At 69.4% G+C, this 17,592-nt stretch carries 12 protein-coding genes; 4 read left to right on the top strand and 8 right to left on the bottom strand.

Annotation, left to right across the window (positions count from 1 at the left end; translation table 11 throughout):
- Positions 1–331 precede the first annotated feature (331 nt).
- Entirely contained in the window at positions 332–1,528 is a 1,197-nt protein-coding gene (locus ACTT8P_RS34880; protein WP_442835808.1) for a DUF3800 domain-containing protein, read from the top strand.
- A gap of 181 nt (positions 1,529–1,709) precedes the next feature.
- Here ACTT8P_RS34880 and ACTT8P_RS34875 read toward each other — a convergent pair whose 3' ends face one another.
- The 6 genes from ACTT8P_RS34875 to ACTT8P_RS34850 form a co-directional block, all read right to left on the bottom strand.
- On the bottom strand, positions 1,710–2,750 hold the full coding sequence (locus tag ACTT8P_RS34875) for a helix-turn-helix domain-containing protein (protein WP_442835807.1): 1,041 nt from the start codon (positions 2,748–2,750) through the stop codon (positions 1,710–1,712).
- Positions 2,751–3,430: 680 nt separating this feature from the next.
- On the bottom strand, positions 3,431–4,093 hold the full coding sequence (locus ACTT8P_RS34870; RefSeq protein ID WP_442835806.1) for a hypothetical protein: 663 nt from the start codon (positions 4,091–4,093) through the stop codon (positions 3,431–3,433).
- Positions 4,090–6,597, bottom strand: a complete 2,508-nt coding sequence (locus tag ACTT8P_RS34865) for an RNaseH domain-containing protein (RefSeq protein WP_442835805.1) — start codon at positions 6,595–6,597, stop codon at positions 4,090–4,092. The genes ACTT8P_RS34870 and ACTT8P_RS34865 overlap by 4 nt, the downstream gene beginning before the upstream one ends.
- Before the next feature lie 325 nt (positions 6,598–6,922).
- Positions 6,923–10,243: a hypothetical protein gene (locus tag ACTT8P_RS34860; protein ID WP_442835804.1), complete on the bottom strand. Its 3,321-nt coding sequence runs from the start codon at positions 10,241–10,243 to the stop codon at positions 6,923–6,925.
- Positions 10,233–11,396, bottom strand: coding sequence for a restriction endonuclease-related protein (locus ACTT8P_RS34855; RefSeq protein WP_442835803.1), 1,164 nt, complete (start codon positions 11,394–11,396; stop codon positions 10,233–10,235). The genes ACTT8P_RS34860 and ACTT8P_RS34855 overlap by 11 nt, the downstream gene beginning before the upstream one ends.
- 83 nt (positions 11,397–11,479) lie before the next feature.
- Entirely contained in the window at positions 11,480–12,061 is a 582-nt protein-coding gene (locus ACTT8P_RS34850; protein ID WP_442835802.1) for a hypothetical protein, read from the bottom strand.
- A 1,708-nt stretch (positions 12,062–13,769) separates the two neighbouring features.
- Here ACTT8P_RS34850 and ACTT8P_RS34845 point away from each other — a divergent pair.
- The 3 genes from ACTT8P_RS34845 (at position 13,770) to ACTT8P_RS34835 (ending at position 14,720) form a co-directional block, all read left to right on the top strand.
- Positions 13,770–13,949: a sigma factor gene (locus ACTT8P_RS34845; RefSeq protein WP_442835801.1), complete on the top strand. Its 180-nt coding sequence runs from the start codon at positions 13,770–13,772 to the stop codon at positions 13,947–13,949.
- Positions 13,880–14,239: an RNA polymerase sigma factor gene (locus ACTT8P_RS34840; protein ID WP_442835810.1), complete on the top strand. Its 360-nt coding sequence runs from the start codon at positions 13,880–13,882 to the stop codon at positions 14,237–14,239. Before ACTT8P_RS34845 ends, ACTT8P_RS34840 begins: the two co-directional genes overlap by 70 nt.
- Positions 14,240–14,522: 283 nt before the next feature.
- Positions 14,523–14,720, top strand: coding sequence for a cold shock domain-containing protein (locus ACTT8P_RS34835; protein ID WP_442835809.1), 198 nt, complete (start codon positions 14,523–14,525; stop codon positions 14,718–14,720).
- 171 nt (positions 14,721–14,891) lie between these two features.
- Here ACTT8P_RS34835 and ACTT8P_RS34830 read toward each other — a convergent pair whose 3' ends face one another.
- Positions 14,892–16,367 (bottom strand): hypothetical protein, encoded by a 1,476-nt coding sequence (locus ACTT8P_RS34830; RefSeq protein ID WP_442835800.1) that lies wholly within the window; start codon positions 16,365–16,367, stop codon positions 14,892–14,894.
- An 810-nt stretch (positions 16,368–17,177) separates the two neighbouring features.
- On the bottom strand, positions 17,178–17,592 hold a 415-nt coding region (locus ACTT8P_RS34825; RefSeq protein WP_442835799.1), incomplete at its 5' end, for a hypothetical protein.

Genomic DNA, 17,592 nt, shown 5'->3' with positions numbered 1-17,592 from the left:
CCCATGCTCTCCATGATGGACATCCTCCCGGGGCAGAACCCCTGATCTCGAATGTCCGTCAAAGCGAATCAAGCCCAGTTGCGACACACCGGGACGAGGCTGCAGTTGACCACACGTCCCATCCACCACAGGGTTCCCCGCCCGCCGACCGCCCTGAAACGCCTCACAGTGTCTGTGGGCTCTGCTGAATCACCACCGTTCTCACCGGTTGCTCGCCACCTGGTTGCTGTCGGCCCCTCACAGTGCCCACAGCGCAGGCCGGGGCATTGGCGCCGGGACGCGGTATCCACCGTGGCTTGTCCACAAGAATCCGTACCCGAGTATGAGCGGCATGATCGAACGTGACCACGCCCCGAATGCCGGCACAGGACTGCTCGGAGCGAACTTCAGCCGCCGCAACCGCCAGGCACCCACTGACGACCGTGCCGGCACCGGCAGATGGATCGCAATCGACGAGTCCGGCTACCACGGCGACCAACTCCACGGCCACGACCGCTACATGATCCTGGGCTCGGTGGCCATCGACGACGTCGAAGCCGCCGCGATCGTGGACACGCTGCGACGTGATGCGGGGATCCAGCAGTCCGCGACGGAGGTGAAGTTCCAGAAGATGTTCACCGGCGGGGGAGCCAGCCGGCGCCGCCGACTCCTGGGCGAACTGCTGGGGCCGGGCGGGCCCTTGCACGATCGTGCTTCGGTGTACGCGATCGACAAGCACTACTTCGTGGCGGCCAAGCTCGTCTCCCTCCTGCTGGAGGAGCGGTTCAACGCCCTGGGCTACGACATCGACAGCAACGGCGTCGGCCGGCAGCTGGCCCTGGACCTGGCCGCCGAAGGCCCCCGGGCCCTGGGCCGCGACGGCTTCGCCCGGCTCATCGCCACCGCCGTGGGCTTCTTCTCCAAGAAGAACCGCACGGGCGACCAGGTCACGGTCGACGACTTCTACGCCGTCATCCGGGAATCCTACGCCTACGCCCGCCGCCGCAAGGCGCCCCAGGCGAAGAAAGCAGCAGAAGTCCTGGACATGTTACGCAAGACCCGCCCAGAGGCGGAGGAGTTCGCCCGTGAGCGTCCGGCCGAGGCCACGCCGACCGGAGAGCACGGTCTTCTGGATGACGCGATGGACCCCCTCGTCACTGCGGTGCCCACGGTCATTCTCCACGCGGCGATACGCTACGGCGGCAAGCTCCAGGTGCTCGCGGACGATCAGCGGCTGCTGACCGATGACAAGCTCGAGGTGCTGGAGCGCGGGGCCACGGCCGTGGGGCTGGTCCACGGACTCGTCAAGGGAAACCACCTCCAAGATCTGGTACGCGGCCGTTCGGTGGACCACCCCTCCCTCCAGCTCGCTGATCTGATAGCGGGTGCGGGGCGTGTGGTTGCGCGGTGGCACGACGGCGAGGATGAGCCCGCTGGAGACGACCTTCACCTGGTGGTGGCGCCGCTGGTGGATCCCGGGGGACTGCTCATGGACGAAGGGCCTGAGGATTTCGCACGAGTCGATTCCGCGCGCGCGAAACGCCGCTGACGCCAACAGGTTTCGGGAACCGGTGGCGTGATCGGCGTATGCCGGCCGGTGGTGCGGAGACCGGCTGCTCCGCCGACTCCGCGCCTCACGTCACCGCCCCCTCGGGTGGACATGCCAGCCGTCATCCGGGTGCTACTCTCGGGCCTCGTCCTGCATGCGTGGCATGGGCGAACCGCTGTGGTCAGTCGGAGTTGCCGGCTGTTCCCGGACGCAGCATTTCCGACATGCGGTTGAACGCTTCGTCGGTCCGGGCCTCCTGTTCCTCTTTCGGTAGTCTGACGAAGGCCAGCTCCGATGCGCACCGTTCACGCAGGTCGTCCCGGTCGAACCAGCGAAGCGGGTGACGGGGGTCGCCGGGGTCGTAGACGCCTTGTCCGTATGCCTCCATGAGGGTCAGGTCATACCGCCGGTGGCTGTGACTCTCGTCCGGCGGGAGGAGGCCGCCCACCATGCGGTTCATCCAGTCCTCCCGGATCGCGCGGTCGTCCTCGGGCTCATCGACGTCGGGATCGTAGCCGAACACGTCATCCGCATCCCGGAGTCCGGGGAACATATCGTGGACGTCGCTGATCTGAGGCGGGTCGGTGTTCTGGATGACGATCCACAGGGCGTACTCGTCGGCCAGGCACTGAGGACGCGGGACACGTCCCTTTCCCAGTTCGCTGCCGATCCGCATGATGCGCTCACCCATGCGCACCAGCCAGTGGTTGTTGACCTGGGTGAGAGCCAGTTCGGGCAGGTCGCGCAGCAGGCCGACGTCCCGGATCGTCGCCTCGCCTTTCAGGTAGGCGGCGAACTCGTAGGCGAATGAGGTGTCCAGGTGCAGTTTGCCGTCCCGGGTGGGGGCGAAATCGGAGAGGTCGACGGTGTTGGCCAGCGCCATGGCGTCTGCCGGGGTGAGCGGCTCACCTGTGAAAGACCTGTTGAACAACTGCACGACATCGTTGGCCGAGTGGTCGGTCGCGACGCGCTCTTCAGCGTCTGGAGTGGCCTCGGCATCAATCAGTTGCCTCAGTGCTGTGACGCTGAGCTTCAGTGCTCGGGCGAATCCTTGCAGGTTGTCGGCTCGGAACCCGTCCACTGCGCCGGCGCTGTCTGCGTTGTTCTCGAAGCGCCGCCAGGTCGCCAGAGATACGTCAGCGCGCCGAGCCGCCTCCTGCTGTGTGAGGTTTAGCTCGGCACGGCGCTGCTTCACCGCGTTGTTCGCCGATTTCTTGGCCATGCTTGCCCCTTCGCGTGCCCGACAGACGTCCAGATTAGCACTCATTGAGTGCTCATTTGATGTCGGGTGGGGATTGATTGCGGTGGGACAGGCTGGCTTCCGTCGCGATTCTTCGAAGCCAACCAGGCCGCAACGAGAGCCATCGCTGTCCGGCTTCGCGAGCTTTACGGCTCCGTGGCGAGCAGCCGGCGCCCGAACGCGACGCCTACGCACGCAACTCCAGACCGCGGGTCTCAACGCGCTCAACGCCGTCCCGGCTGTCATCCGCTGGAGACGCCCCATCGGCATCTACGCGACGCCACCGACGAGAGCGACACACGTACTCACTGATTACGAACGAGGACCTGCCCAAGACGATCGGGCCGCCGAGCTGGACATTGGGGCGGACGATCAGACGACGGGAATCCTGTCGGCCGAAGCCTTCGGCTCGCCCCTCTGGCTCCCGCTCGCCGAGGCGTGGAACGGCGGAGCGTCGGCCTATACGGCGAAGGAAGGCGAGGTATACGCTAACGATCTTGACGGCCCGCGTGCTCTGATCGCGGTCTTCGCGCCTTCAACCGGTCCAAGACCGACCAGGATCCCAAGCGGACAACCGGAGGCTGTGATGGATCTGACCGTGCTCAGAGACAGTCATCGCCTTCGCCACCTGCTGGCGACGGCCCAGCTGCGCGCCGAGGGTGTCAGTCGCTCTTGTCCTGTGCGCTACCGGAGTATGCGCCGAGGTACGCCCGGCCGGCTTCGGTGAGGCGGTACTGCCAGGCGCTGGCGTCTTCGATGTAGCCGTGCCCGCCAGGGCCGAGCCGACGTGCCGCCACTCGCCCGATCTCAACCTTGGCGAGGGTCTGCCGAGGGGCGGCGGCGACAGCATCGAGTGCTGCGTGCAGCCACTCGGGCAGCAGCGACGGGTCCGGCATCTGCTCGGCGGACGCCGGTTGCAGGGCCCGCCCGGCGGCCCGCCCGGCGCGGGTGAGGCGGACCTGGATATGCCACACCGGACCGGCCACACTGTCCTGCGCCACCCGTCGCAGCTCAATCAGCCCCCGCCGCTGCAGGGCGGCCAGTGTGGCACCGGCGCCCGCATCGAGCACATGACGCTGGCCCAACTGCTGCTGAACCTGCGTGGCCTCGGCAGCCGGATGGTCGACACCGTAGGTGATCCACCGCCACTGCTCGGCCGGCTGCCGCTCCCGGGCGGCATGCCAGCGGCGGGCCTGCGCGCTTTCGTTGTCCTGGTCGATCGTGAACAGCACGTCCAGGTAGGCCTGCTGACGCGCGTTCAACCCCTCCGGGTTTCCGCCCGCGCTGCCTGGCTGCTCGCCGTGCGGCGTGGGCGGCGGTGTCATGAGGATTCCGGCTGCTCGATCGTTTCGAGCTGGTGGGAGGGCAGCAGCGCGCTGCCGAGTTTGTAGGCCAGATGCAGTTCGATGGGCAGGGTCACCGGGTCGGCGAAGTGCGCGGCCGCGGAGCGGCGCTGATGAGCCAGAGCCGCCCAGGCCGCAGCCGAGTCGTCATTCTGTTTGACCGCCACGAGCAGTTCCAGCAGCTGCGGATTCCACACGTCCTTGCACACGTCGACCTTCCACACGGTTTCCTTGGCACGGTTCTTGCCCTGATGTGGCTCCAGCCGGGAACCGCCCGGGCTGCCGGGCCCTGCGGTCTTGGGTTTGTCGGCGGTGGCGAAGAACAGCCGGTCGTTGTCGGTGCTGGCCCACAGTCCGCCGCCCACTCCCACCCGGCCTTGCGGACCGGTCTTGCCGTAGGCGAAGTGCTGTGCGCTCTCGTCACGGACGTTGGTGCGCAGCCGGATGTGCCGCAGCCCCTTGTACCGGTCGGCGTCGAGAGGCCGGTCGGCGTGGAACGCGAGCCGGTCGGCCACCAGTTTCGGGTTGGTCAGCGCCGGGCATTCCGCACGGAGGTTCTGGGCCAGGGTGAACAGGGCGAGATCCCCGCCGTCACAGGAATCGGCCACGCAGTCGGCGAAGAAGTCCTGGATCTCCGGCTTGTCGAACGTGCGCGGACGGTTCCACCCGGCCAGCTGGACGGAGGCCTGATGGTAGGTGAGCCAGCCGGAATGGGGCAGACGCACCAGGACATTCGGACGGTCGGGCACGCTCGCCACGGCCAGCGGCATGACGGTCCTGAAATCACCGGTGCGGCGTACCACCCACAGACCCAGGCACGCCACGTCGGTCAGCGGATGTTCCGTGGTGCCCTGTCGGGCTGGAGGCCTGATCAGGCCGCTCTGCCGGATCAGCAGGTCACAGACCGCCCTGCGGGTGCGCTCGCGCTGGCTCTTCGCGCTCTCTTCCTCAGCGCCTTCTTCGTCTTCGGCGTCGCCGTCCGGCGCGGTCGCGGCAGGCGGCAGTAGGTTCTGGGTGACCGCCTCGCAGGTGGCCGCTCCGGCCCGCACGGTCATCTTCGGGTCATGGTCGAGGGAGGTGAATCCGTCGGCGCCACGCATCTCCACCAGCACGAAGCGGGACGTCACCCCGGGTTCGGGCTGACCGAGATGCTTGCGCACCTGTACCTGGCGGCTGATGCCGGCGTCCTTGAGCCGGTCGCTGCGCCGTCTGATCTTCTCGTCCAGGTCGAGATCGTCGGCGATCGCGCCCACCGGCTCCACGCGCAGCAGCACCTCGAGTTCGGGCAGGGTGAAGGTCTTCCGCCACGCCTGCACCTGCTCGGGCTGGTCCGCCGCGTCCAGCGGCAGGTCCAGCGCGAGCGCGACGGCGTTCAGCGCCTCGTCGCGCATCGTGGTGGTGTCGCACCACAGGACGATCTCGATCCGGGGCCCGGCGGCCGTGGCGAGCGCACCGCGGTCGATCCGCAGCAGCTCTTCCGCGGTCGGGCGTACGCGGGTGGGGACCGGCACGCGTACATGGGGCTCGTCCAGCGCCGCGAAGCCCTTCAGAGCGGGCACCAGCTGGCTGAAGATGCGCCACTTGTCCTTGGCGGAGACGCCGTCACCGACGGCGTGTCCGGTGTTCTTGCCCAGTCCGGGCCGGTAGGGGACACCCGCGATGGGTTCCCGGGGGTGTCCTTCACCGTCCGTCCCGGGCTCCAGGAAAGCCAGCGGGTCGCCCGCCAGCTCGGCGGGATCGGGCAGGAAGCCGAACGAGCCCAGACGCTCCAGCGTGGGCACCAGATCATCCGCCCATCCCATGAAGCCCTGCTTCTTGCCGGCCGGCCCGCGATGCCAGGCCATGGAAGCGAGCCCGAACGGGCTGCTGGCATCTGCCCAGGGAGAGGGGGAGAACAGGTGTACGCCGATGTTCCGTTTCGCATCGAACACGTTGTACCGGGCCCAGCGGCGCATCCCGACCCGCACGTGCAGCCGCGGCTGCACCGTCGCTTCCAGGCCCCTGGTCTGCACCGACAGCCGCAGCGTGTAGGACCAGGGATAACGCACCCCTCCCTTGCTCTCGTACACATACGGCGGCCAGGACACCAACTCCGCCCCGTCCCGGGCCGCCGTACGCCGCCACCGGGTCGTGTGCACTGCCTGGGCCGTCACTGCCTCCGCGTCTTCCTCCTCGCTCTTCCCGGCAGCCATCCCGTCCTCGTCCTCGGGGCCCTCCTCGTTCTCCTCTGCCGTAGGGCCCGATGCCGGCTCGCCGTGGACGACGTGCCAGTCCGTCAGGCACAGGTGCGTGGCCAGCGCGTGCGGGACCAGGGTGTAGTCGGAGCTCTCCGGATCGGCGCCCGGTCCCAGGTTGAGGGTCTTGCGCGTGAACGTCAGGTCTTCGCCGCGGAAGGTCTCCAGGACGGCGGCCAAGGCGGTGAGGTCGATGACCGGGGGGCGCCCACGGCGCTGCGCCAACTGGTTGCGGTGCGTCGCGGCCGCCATCAGCCCGCCCTTGACGAACTCCACCAGCAGGGCGCGGTCCGGTGCCTTCTCGTCCGCGTCCGCCGCCCAGGCCAGCCACATCTCGCCCCGCCGCGCGCGGGCGTCGTGGGTCAGGACCTGCGGCATCAGCGCGGCGATCGCGCCGTTGACCGCCCACAGGGGAATGCCCCGCTTCTCCTCCTCGCTCTCGTCCTCCGCGGTGGCGGGCCGAAAGACCTTTTCCCGCAGGGGCTGCGCCCACGTCGCGGGAAACTCGCACGTCCAGTACCGCGCCAGGCGGTGGTCGGCGAAAGACTCAAGGACGAGAGAGAGGGGCTGCAGAAAGTCATAGCGCACGGTGCTGCTCCACGAGGGTGTGCAGGGACTGCCGAAGGGGCCGGTACAGCGGTGAGGCGATCGCCTCGTCCGGGCCGTCGAGGGCTTCGTCGAGGGCGTCGAGCATGCCGACCAGCATGCTGTCGTCGTGTTTGGGGTCGAAGGCGGCGTCGCAGAAGTACACGCGGGCTGTTGCCCCGCCGCGCAGCATCCGGCCGATGATCTGGTCCAGCGGGACGATGTTCGTCCAGTCCATGGCACGCCGCTGCGCCGAGTGGGCGCCGGTCGCCCGGTACTGCAGGGTGCCCTCCAGCAGGTCGAGCCAGGTGCGGCGGGCCAGTTCGCGGAACATCCTCGCCCGTTCGCCCAGCGCCGTGTCGGGGCCGGCCGAGGGAACGGTGCGGCGGATCTCCTCCACCGCCCACCGGTTCATCGTCTGCACGTGGTAACTGAGGTCTTCGGGGTGCAGGTGCGGACGGACCAGGTAGAACGCGGCCCCCAGCGCGGCGACGTGGTCGTCGTTGAGGATGTTGTGGCCGCGCTCGATGGCCAGCTGGGGCGCGATGAGGATCCACGCGTCCTGCTGTTTGGCCATGGCGTGCACGTTGCCGCGGGCGATGGTCCGCCCGCTCCAGTGATGGCTGCCGGAGTCGTCGTCGGGCACCATCTGCAGAATCTGATCCGCCCATTCGGGCCGCATCCTGATCAGGTGCCGCAGCACTTCCTCGGCCTCCCGGTAGCTGCCCACCAGCAGCAGGACCCGTCGGCGCCCCTCGGGCAGCTCGTCGCGGATCTCCTCCAGGCGGCTCTTGCGCGGCCCGCGCAGGCCCGGCTGCTGCCGGCACAGCCCCGCCAGCAGTTCCCGTAGTGCCTCCAGACGGTCCTGGCCCTGCTTGCCCGAGACGGTCACCGCGTACGCGGCCCCGCTGGAGGACTGCATCCTGACCGGCAGGTACGTGAGCATGATCCGCTGGTGCAGGGGCACCTGGTCGCCGGTGCGGGAGGCCAGGATGCCCGCGACGGGGACCTGCACGTCGTAACGCGGAGAGTTTCCGGCCCAGCTGGTGGCCGACAGCAGCAGGCACGCCGGCCCCGCATCCTCCTCGCCGGCCGACTCCTCATACAGGTGCGGGAGGTTGAGCAGGAGCCAGCGGCCGATGCCCGAGCAGCGGAAGAACGACAGGGTACCGATCTGTTCCAGCTCCCCCTCGTGTTCCCGGTACTGGAAACCCAGCAGATTGCCCATGGGGGACTCCGGCACCAGCGGCAGGTACTCCGCGGGCGGACGGTGCACGAGGCTGGAGCCCATGGCCTCCAGGCCGGTCTCCATCTCCACTTCCCAGCAGGCGCGGGTCAGCAGGGCGAGCTTCCCGGCCAGCAGCGCGACGACCATGGTGACCTGGAACCGCACGGCCAGCCGTTCCAGCGCCTGGTCCCCGGTGAGGACGACGTCGTCCTGACCGCGCAGCCACTCCACGAGGTCCTGGGTGACCAGGCCGGGCGGCTGGTAGCCGCGTGCGCTCAGATCACGCAGGAACGCGACGGACGCATCCGCCCCCGCGTAGCGGCCGGCCGGGTCGTCGAGCCACTGGGCGAACACGGCCAGCCACCGCGCACGGCACTCCTCGTCCGAGTCCCACAGCGCAGGCTGCCCCCGCCGCAGGGCGCCGCTCTCCCGCGCCGGCCGCGGGCGGCGGGCGATCTCACCGGCCAGTCCCACCGCCAGCCGCCACTCGTTGAAGTATCCCTGGCCAAGCCATTCCCGCACGTGGCTGTGCTCGGCGAGCAGATTGCGCAGGTGGGTCACCAGCAGTCCGGCCGTGCTGATGTCGAGAGACCAGTCCCGCACCGGTTCGCTGAACAGGTGCTGGCCGCGGGTATGGCGCATGTGCCGCTCGAACAGCGGCCGCACCTCGTCCAGCCAGGCGTCCTCGCCCGGCCCGGCCAGCGACTGCGAGGGGCTGAACGCCTGGTCCCACTGGATCTGCACCCGGTCGGCCTCGTCCACGACGAACGCGTCGCTGCGCTGCCAGGCCAGCTCCAGGTACCGCAGGTCGTGCTGCGACAGCTGCTCGGGCACCCGGCAGTGCAGCAGGCTGGCCGGCGTGGCCACCCACACGGCGGCGTCCACCAGCTCCCGCGCCGCCTCGTGCCGTCCGCACACCGGCAGCAGCGAACAGCCCACGGCCGCCTCCCGCTGCTGCTGGTCCGGCCCCTCTCCGCTCCACGGCCGCAGCCGGTGCGAACAGGGGGCGTCCTTCAGTGCCAGCGGTTCGGTCAGCTCGGCCAGGCCCTGCAGGACACATTCGGTGGAGATCCACCGCAGCCGGGGGTCCTCCAGCAGGGCCAGGCCCCGGGCGTGTGCGTCCACCGGGCGGTGGACCTGCTGCAGGTGCCGGCCGCGGTTGGCCGCTCCCAGGATCGGCGCAGCTCTCACCCCGTACCGGCACAGCGCGGTGACCATGTCGAGGACGGACACGACGTCCCCGAGGACCACCGTCAGCGTGTGCCGGCGGTGCGGCTCGGCACACGCCCACACCGCCGCGACTGTGATCAGCGTGGTCTTGCCGACGGCCGGCATGCCCACCACGTGCATCACATCCGCCAGCACCAGCTTCTTCGACTTCCGCAGCCGGCCGTCGCTCTGACGCACCAGCAGATACAGGTCGTCGATCCGCCCGCGCCAGTTGCTGCGCAGCCCCAGCTGCGCGTCCACCGCGTCCATCAGGTCGGCGGTCGCCGTCAGCGCCGGCCAGCGCAAGGTCACCTGCTTGCGCCGCCGCCCCGCACGATGCCGCCGCGCGGGGGAGGGACTCATCCCCTCCGGGACCACCACACCGGCGTCCCCGCGCCCCATGCGGTAGCGCACCCCCTCCTCGGCCAGCCGCACCCGCTGCTCACGGTGGGCCGGCAGCGCCGCCAACGCCTGCGCATACACCTGCTCCCGGTCGGACGCCACCGACAACGACTGACGCCGCTCGGGAGGCCGCGACGGGTCCTTCACGTCGAACATCCGCAGCAGCTCCGGCAGCGCCTGATACGCCTGGAGGGCCTTGCCCCACTCGCTCGGGCTCTTCAGCTCGCCCACCAGCCACCGCAGCGACGACGACGCCGGCACCGCCCGCTGCCGACGCGTACGGAAGTCGTAGCCGCCCATCAGCGCCCAGGCATCCGAGGCCGCCGCCTGATCGGCCCACGACTCCAGCGCGAACAGCCCGAGTTCCACCGACGCCACCAGCCGCACGTCCACGCGGCCCAGGCCGTTGCTCTTGGCCGCCCGCCGCAGCTTGTGCCCCAGCTTCTTGTACCAGCCACTGCGATCACGGGCCACAGACGACCTCCCCAGCCGTACCCAGATCGGGGCAGGACTCCACCAGATCGTCGTCGCAGACCACCTCGATGTGGGGCTGCGCCTTCAGCGCCTCGCTGCGCTGCGCGAGGATCCTCATGTAGCTGCGGTTGGCTCGCAGCCGGTCGCGCGGAACGACCAGATACCCCTTGCGATACGCATGGGGGTCACCGGCACCCCAGTTCGGGAACGTCTTGATCCGGCGGGCCAGCAGATAGGGACTGTGCCAGTCCTTCACGTCCACCCCGATGCTGTAGCCGCCGGGCCATACGGCCACCAGGTCCAGCGCGTCCAGCTTCGGATACAGCACCACCCGTGCCCCCCGCTCCGCCAGCCGCCGCGCGAGATCCAGCTCCGGCCGGCCCGGCAGCGCCACGAACCGCACCAGCTCCGGCTCCAGCCGCCGGGCTCCCTGCGCCTCCACCAGGGCCGGCTCCGGGAGGTCGTGCCGGTGCGCGCACCGCCACACCCGGCACCGCACCCGGCCGTCCGCCCGCGGGGCGATCCACTGCCCGCACCCGCCGCACACGGCCACCCGCCCGCCGGCCGCCTCCGCCGTCACCGGCCCGTAGGACTCCTCCAACCAAGTCGCCCACTGCGGCACGTCAAGCACCGCGTTCTTCGCCGCCACGAACTCGGCGGGCCCCAGCACCGCATGCTCGGTGACGAACAGACGCCACCGCGCGTACAACTCAGGCCGCCCCAGCAGGGCCGCCGTGTCCTTGACATGCTTGACCAGCGCACTCTCGTGCACCTCGGACACCACATCCCGGGCCGCGACCGCCCACTCCAGGCAGAACTCGCTCGGCTCCCCGCCGATCAGGAGCCGCTCCCCGCCCACCTGCGCATCGGGATCGAACTCCAAGGGCCAGGAGTCCAACGGCCGTTCGGCGCACCACACGCCCACCAGATCAGCCACGCCCACGGGAGGGCTGCTGCCCGCCCGCACGCACAGGGCGGCCAGCCGGTCCAGCCCCAGCTGCAGACTCCTGTCATAGGGGTGCTGAAGCCGGCGCACCCCCGCCCAGCCGCGCATCCCCACCAGTCCTGACGCCACCAGACTCAGGACCACCTCGCCAGCACGGACCGCACTGGCCCGCCCGGAGTACACCGGACCGAACTGTGTCAGACTCACCCGCCACACGGTAGAGGCCCCCACTGACAGTCACCGAGCAAACCCATCAGTAACCCTCAACGAGCAGCGACAACACCGAAATTTCACCCGTCCCTGTGAGCCCCCTGCGCCATCCGCGCAAGGAGCAGCCGCAGCCGGTCGGCCCGCCCCGGCTCCCATGCCGGGAGCAGCGCCCCCGACGCCGGGTCGAGCTGGCCGCGCCACTGCGCGACGCGGTCGCGCACCGATGTCTGCCACCCGTCCCAGTCGGCCCCCGGCCGGCTGCTGACCAGCGACAGCCGCAACGGGCACCCCAGCTTCTCCAGACGGCTCGTCAGAGCCGACACCTGAGCCTCCGTCCAGGCCAGCACACGCCGGCCGTCCAACGCCCTCTCCAGCACCACCACCCCCCCCCCGGCCGGGGCGCACGCCCCCTCCGGCGCCCCGCGGCCGCGTACCCCGACGAGCCGCACCACAAGGTCAGCCAGGCACGTGCCCTCCCCGTCCACCGCCGTCACCCGGGCCGCCACCGGGGGGCGCGCCCGCCCCGACGTCGTCCGGCCCTCCTCCACCGTCTCCACCCACACCACCGCAAGGCGGGAATCCTCCAGCAATCCCTGTGCCCACCGGGCCAGTTCCCCGCGCCGTTCGCCCAATGACTTCTGGAAGGCGGACACTTCCTGCATCCGCCGGCACATCGGGCACAGCCCGTGCCCGTCGCGGACGACGAGAGGGCGGTCGCAACAGGCGCCGCACCCCTCGCACATATGCGTCTTGCGCGTGCGCCGGCCCGCCGCCGCTTCCAGCTGCCGCGCGGACGCGGCAGTCGGCCGGCTGGCGTCCACCCGGTACAGCCCCACCGTCCCGCGGCGCCCGCGGCGGTAGGTGCGCACCTGGGCCCCCGCCCGCCCGACCGGCTCCCTGGGGAAGATCAGCCGTCAGCAGCTGAGTCCTCGACGCCATGAACCACGGCACCCGCTCCCCAGTCCTCATACCGCACCGTCATGCCCCAACCCTCCAACTCTTCACACTCCGTGATGGATCGACTGAGGCGAAGGTAACTTCCAATCAGGATGGAAGCAACTGATAGATATGCCGGTGAGCAGCATTTTTGAAGTTTTCAAACTAAGATTCCGCCTTCTCCTGGCAGAGCCCCCACTCCAATCCAGCCCGCAAAACATCACCCACCGTAACAATCTGATCAGCCAGCCGCCCGTACTCCGCCAACGCCTCCTGCGCGCCCCGATCCCGCCCCGCCCGGGAGAGCACAACCCCTGGATGCCGATCCCGCCAGTCCCTCAGCGCGGCCACCGCACCGCCCGAGACCGACCAGCACCCAGCCCACACCTGCCGCGCCACCGTGGCAGGAAGCCGGAACGACACAGCCTCCGGATATCCGCCGTCCCGGGCCCCCGGCCACCGCCCCATCTGCCAGGCCCCGCCTCCGGCATCCGGCCACTGCCTCAGCCACTGGCGCACCGCCAGCTCGTGACGCACCCCGTACAAGGCGAACGAGTCGACCGTGTCCAGCAGCCGGCCCCCCTCACGCAGCCGCGCCACCTCCGCACGCCGCCGGGCACGCACCGCATCGGCTTCGCGCAGACTCAGACCCGCAACGCTCCACCTGGCATCACGGCCCAACTCCCGCCGCAGGACACGATGGCGCGCCACCACCGTCTCCAGCCGGGACCTTGTCCCCCAGGGCACCTTCACCGTCATCGACGTCAAACCCTCGTCAGCCACCACCTCAGACTTGCAGAAACCGGGACCCCGACACACCGGCCGCGCAGCGAACCCCGCCGGCCGGGCACCGCCCCGATCGCCGCGGACAGCGACAGGTTCCACCGGCAGGAGATCCCGCACAGGGTCACAGTACCAAAAGGAAAAAAATCCAATTAAGAAAACGCGGAGAAAGGAATTCAATAAGAATTGAAACCCGCTGCGGGTGAATAAAAGAACCGCCTTCTCCTCTATCAGCAGGCCACCGCCCCAAAACTACAGTTCTCCCGCACACCGCATGACCGATGCCTTCAGCGAATCCCGGCCCGGGACAGGGCGCCCCCCGACGGCGGCCCACCCCTGGATGTCAGAAAAACAGGCCTCCCCAGCCTCCCTACGACAGCGAGGGCATCGGTCCTTGCCCAAGGGGAGAGGAACCAGGCGTCGTGGACAGCACACTCGTCAGTGCCGCAGCGACCGTGGCCGCGTGCGCGGCCAGCTGCATCACCCGGGTGCTCACAGCCCGTATCACCACCCGCGCCCTGCTGGGCAGAGCCCGCATCGAAGAGGAAGGCCGCACTGGGCCAGGGGTACGTTGCAGGAGAGGGACCGGCGGGGCGCCAACTGGCCGCGTGACAGGGGACAGTGGCGCGGGAGGAAGGCCGTGGACCGCACGTGCGCTTCCTGCTGCGCCACGGGGCGACCTTCCCGGAGGCCGAGGACGCGGTGCACAGCGCGTTCGTGGAACTGATGCGTGCGCGCCGGCCGGTGCAGCACCCGCGGGCCTGGCTGCGCACGGCCGCGCTGCGGGCTTTCTTGCGGCAGGCGTTCCCGAGCAGCCCGAAGACGATCTGACAGACCGTCTGGCAGCCACGAGCGTCGACCGGCACACCCCGCCGCACGCGGCGGAGCCGGGCGAGCAGCAGCGCCAGGTCCGCAGAACACTGATCGCCCTGCTCTTCAAGCAGCGCAGTGTGATGGCCTGGCACCTCGACGGGTTCTCCACTACGGAGATCGCCGCAGCGATGGGCCTGGAGAAGTCCGCGGTCCTGCAGAATCTCTCGCGGGCCCGCCGCACCCTCAAGCAGCAACTCGTATCACCGGCCCAGGGCAGCGGCAGTGAGCGACACCCGCCACACACCTGACGACGAACTGGGCCTGCTCCTCGACGAGATGGACACAGCTCTGATGGCGGCCGTCCGCGCCCGGCTCACCCCTTCCCGGTCGGGACGACGGCGTTGCGCACGGCACCCCCGCCGTCCTCCAGGAGGCCGGCCAGGACGAGGACGAGGTGCTCGACCATGCACTGGGCACCACCGACGACACCCTGCTGAAGGCGATCGAGCGCCGAACCGCCCGCACGCACCCCCTGTCGGCTCCGGCACGCCGTACGCGAAGAAAAATCCTGAAAACGCTTCCGGACAGGAAATCCGTTTCAAGACCGGAACAGTCAAGTGGTTCAGCGCGGAATGGGGATACGGTTTCATCTCCGTCGACGGCGACCCGCCCGTGGACGTCTTCGTGCACCACAGCGCGATCCAACCGGACGGAGACCGAACCCTCACGGCGGGAATGCGTGTCGAATTCTCCATCTCGCAGGGGAAGAGGGGACCTCAGGCAGCCTGACGTAAGGCACGTGAACGGATAAATGGCAGGCGTCCGGCACCTTTCCACAGGCCCTCAGCCGAATTCACCCGACCGCTTCTCCGAATCCGGCAGCGCTGTGCTGCTGTGTCTGCCGGGAAGAACACGAGAAGACGTGCTGGCGGCCGGTTCGAAGTCCCCAAGAAGTACCGGTCATCTCCTGTATGCGTCGTCGATGGCTCCGGCGTTGATCAGCGCGACGCGCAGTGCCTCGTGCTCGGGGGTGTTCTCGGCGGGGGCGTCGGCATACAGGGCGGCTGCGTGGCGGATGGTCTCGGTGCGGTGGTAGCCGTCGGCGGGCCCGTCGTCGAGAGCGGCGGCGGCGATGAGCTGGGCGGCGGGGGATGCGGGGGTGCGGGCGGCCCGTTCGGCGGCGTGGTCGGCGTCTTCCAGATCGGGCTGCTGGACGACGGTGGCGGCGGTGAGTTCCAGCCAGGTGTCCTGGTCGACGCTGTCGGCGAAGGCGAAGTGCCCCGCCCCGCGCAGCGCGACAGCCGGGAGGCCGGCATCGAGAGCGGCGCGCCAGATGACGCAGGCTCGCTCGGCCACCTCGCTGCTGTCGGTGCGGGCGGTGTAGGTGGCGAGCCGCGACAGCATCACCGAGACGGCCTCGTCCCCGCCCGTGCAGCCGGCGAGCCCGGCGAGGAACTCACTGGCAGGGCCGAGGGGTTCGGTCTCGTCCAGGAGGGCCAGGAAGACCCGGTCGAGGGCGCCCTCGGCGTGCGGTGCGCACAGGACCTGCCACAGGGCGGCACGGTCCAGTCGGGCCAGCACGGCAGGGTCGGGTCTGCCGTGGGTGAGCCAGCTGCGCACGGGGCGCCACGACGGATCCAGGGACAGGAGCGTGTCGGCGTGGGCGGTGACCCAGCCGGGGTCGCAGTGGTGGAGCTGGCTGAGGCCGAAGCCGATGACGGCGAGGGCCTGGTCGTCCGGCTCGGAGCCGAGCAGCCCCTCCAGTACCGCAGTGAGCTGCTCGGGCAACCCCTCACCGGTGCGTGCGGCGTGCTGGATGCCCCAGGCGGTCAGGGACAGCAGGGCGCCGCCGCCGGGCGCCGTTGTGGCCGTGCCCAGCGGAGAGGAGGTGTCCAGACGGGGTGTGGACCACTCGGTGATGAGTTGTGCCGTGAACCCCCGTACCCGCAGGATGCTCTCCAGCACGGCGACCCATGCCCCGGTGCGCTCGGCGACGGGAATGTCCACGGCCCAGTACGTGGCCCGCAGCAGAACGAACCGGTCCGGCTGCGCCCGCACGATCTTCGTCAGCAGCGGGCACGCCGCCATGCCCGCCTCGCTCACCACGGCGACCGTCTGCGACAGCGCACCCAACCCCTGTCCACGGATCGCGTCCAGGCGCTCCTCCACCCAGGCACACACCCGCTCCGGCTCCTGGACCAGCAGCCGCCGCAGATACGGAGCCGCCGGCCAGCGGCCTACCTCGGGCAACAGCCGAGCAAGCGGCAGCAGCCCCAGCCAACGCCCGCTCACGGCAGCTCGGAAGAAGTACGCCCCCGCCCGCGGATCGGTCATCCGCGCGACCTCGTCCGCGTCCTGCTGCACCGGCACCTCCAGCCGGGTCAGCTCCCGCAACCGCTCCGCCCGCTCCGGCAGCCCCATAAACAGCTGCTCCATAGCAGCCGTGACGTCCTGGAACTGACGGCGCGCCTCATCGGCACCGCTGCTGGAGCCGTGCAGCACACCGGAAGCGCTGCTGTAAAAACACTCCAACTGCGAGCCGCCTCCGTCTCGGCCAGCCCCATCTCCTGCCGGGTCTGCTCCGCCACCAGGTGCCCGATCTGCCGAGTACGGAATCCACCGCGCTCCGCCTGCTCAGCACGCAGCTCCTCGACTGCACCCACGAGGACACCAAGATCCCCGGCACCCACCCCGCACTGATGCCGCCAGGCATCAGCCACCGCCCCCGCAGCCTCGGTGACCGCCTTGGTCGCGCTACGCAGCCTAGGAAAGTTCTCACCCGCGATGCTGAGAACACCCTCCAGCGCACCTCGCAGACACGACTGCGCCACCTCATAAGGCGCCCGGAACTCATCAGGACCTTTCAGGACGTAGGCCGCATCCAGTAACAGACTCAACGCCCGCTGCCCGTCACCGCCTTGAGCCTGCAGCGCCGAGACGAGCTCCGGACGTACCTCGCGCACAGCCGGGGACGGCTCGGCCCGTTCACCGGCAGAAACAGGATCAGACACGGGCCCACCGTAGCCGTCCCGTTCCCTCCAGCGTCCCCAGCCCGGACAGAGACAGACACCACTGCCATCACCACACCCGCGCGGTGCCCCCTCACTCAGTGACTCCTCAACGGCAAGACACCCCAGCCATCACTCCAACCCATGACATCCCGCAGCTCAGGGACAACCAATTCGCACAGCCCCCAAGCCCGCGAAAAACAGGCCGAGTTCGACAACCCAAGCCCACCCAGCGTCGTCAGGCGTCAGCAACCCACAGCACGACACCACCCAGACACCCACACACAACACCCCGTGGGCCACCAGGCCCACGACGCCCCAACCCCCGGTCATGCCACCAGGCATGACACCACGCCACATCCCACAGCCCGTCAACAACCGGAGCGCACCAGCGCTCCGACCAAAACACCAAAACCCAAAGAAAGGGCCGCGCCAGCGGCCCAACAAAACAACAAAATAAGAATTTTGCCGCCAGGCAAAATACAGAAACCAAAACTCCACCCCACAAACCCAGAATTTGCCGCCAGGCAAATTCACACGCAAAACCAAGGGCCGCGCCAGCGGCCCGGCATAAACCACAGAGAATTCGCCGCCAGGCGAATTCCGGGGCGAGGAATTCCGCCAGGAATTCCCAAAGGGGCTTTATGCCCCTC

It is taken from the genome of Streptomyces sp. JW3 (assembly GCF_052216785.1).
GTDB lineage: Bacteria > Actinomycetota > Actinomycetes > Streptomycetales > Streptomycetaceae > Streptomyces.
The sequence above is the reverse complement of the archived record's forward strand: the minus strand, read 5'-3'. Positions and strand labels throughout refer to the sequence as shown.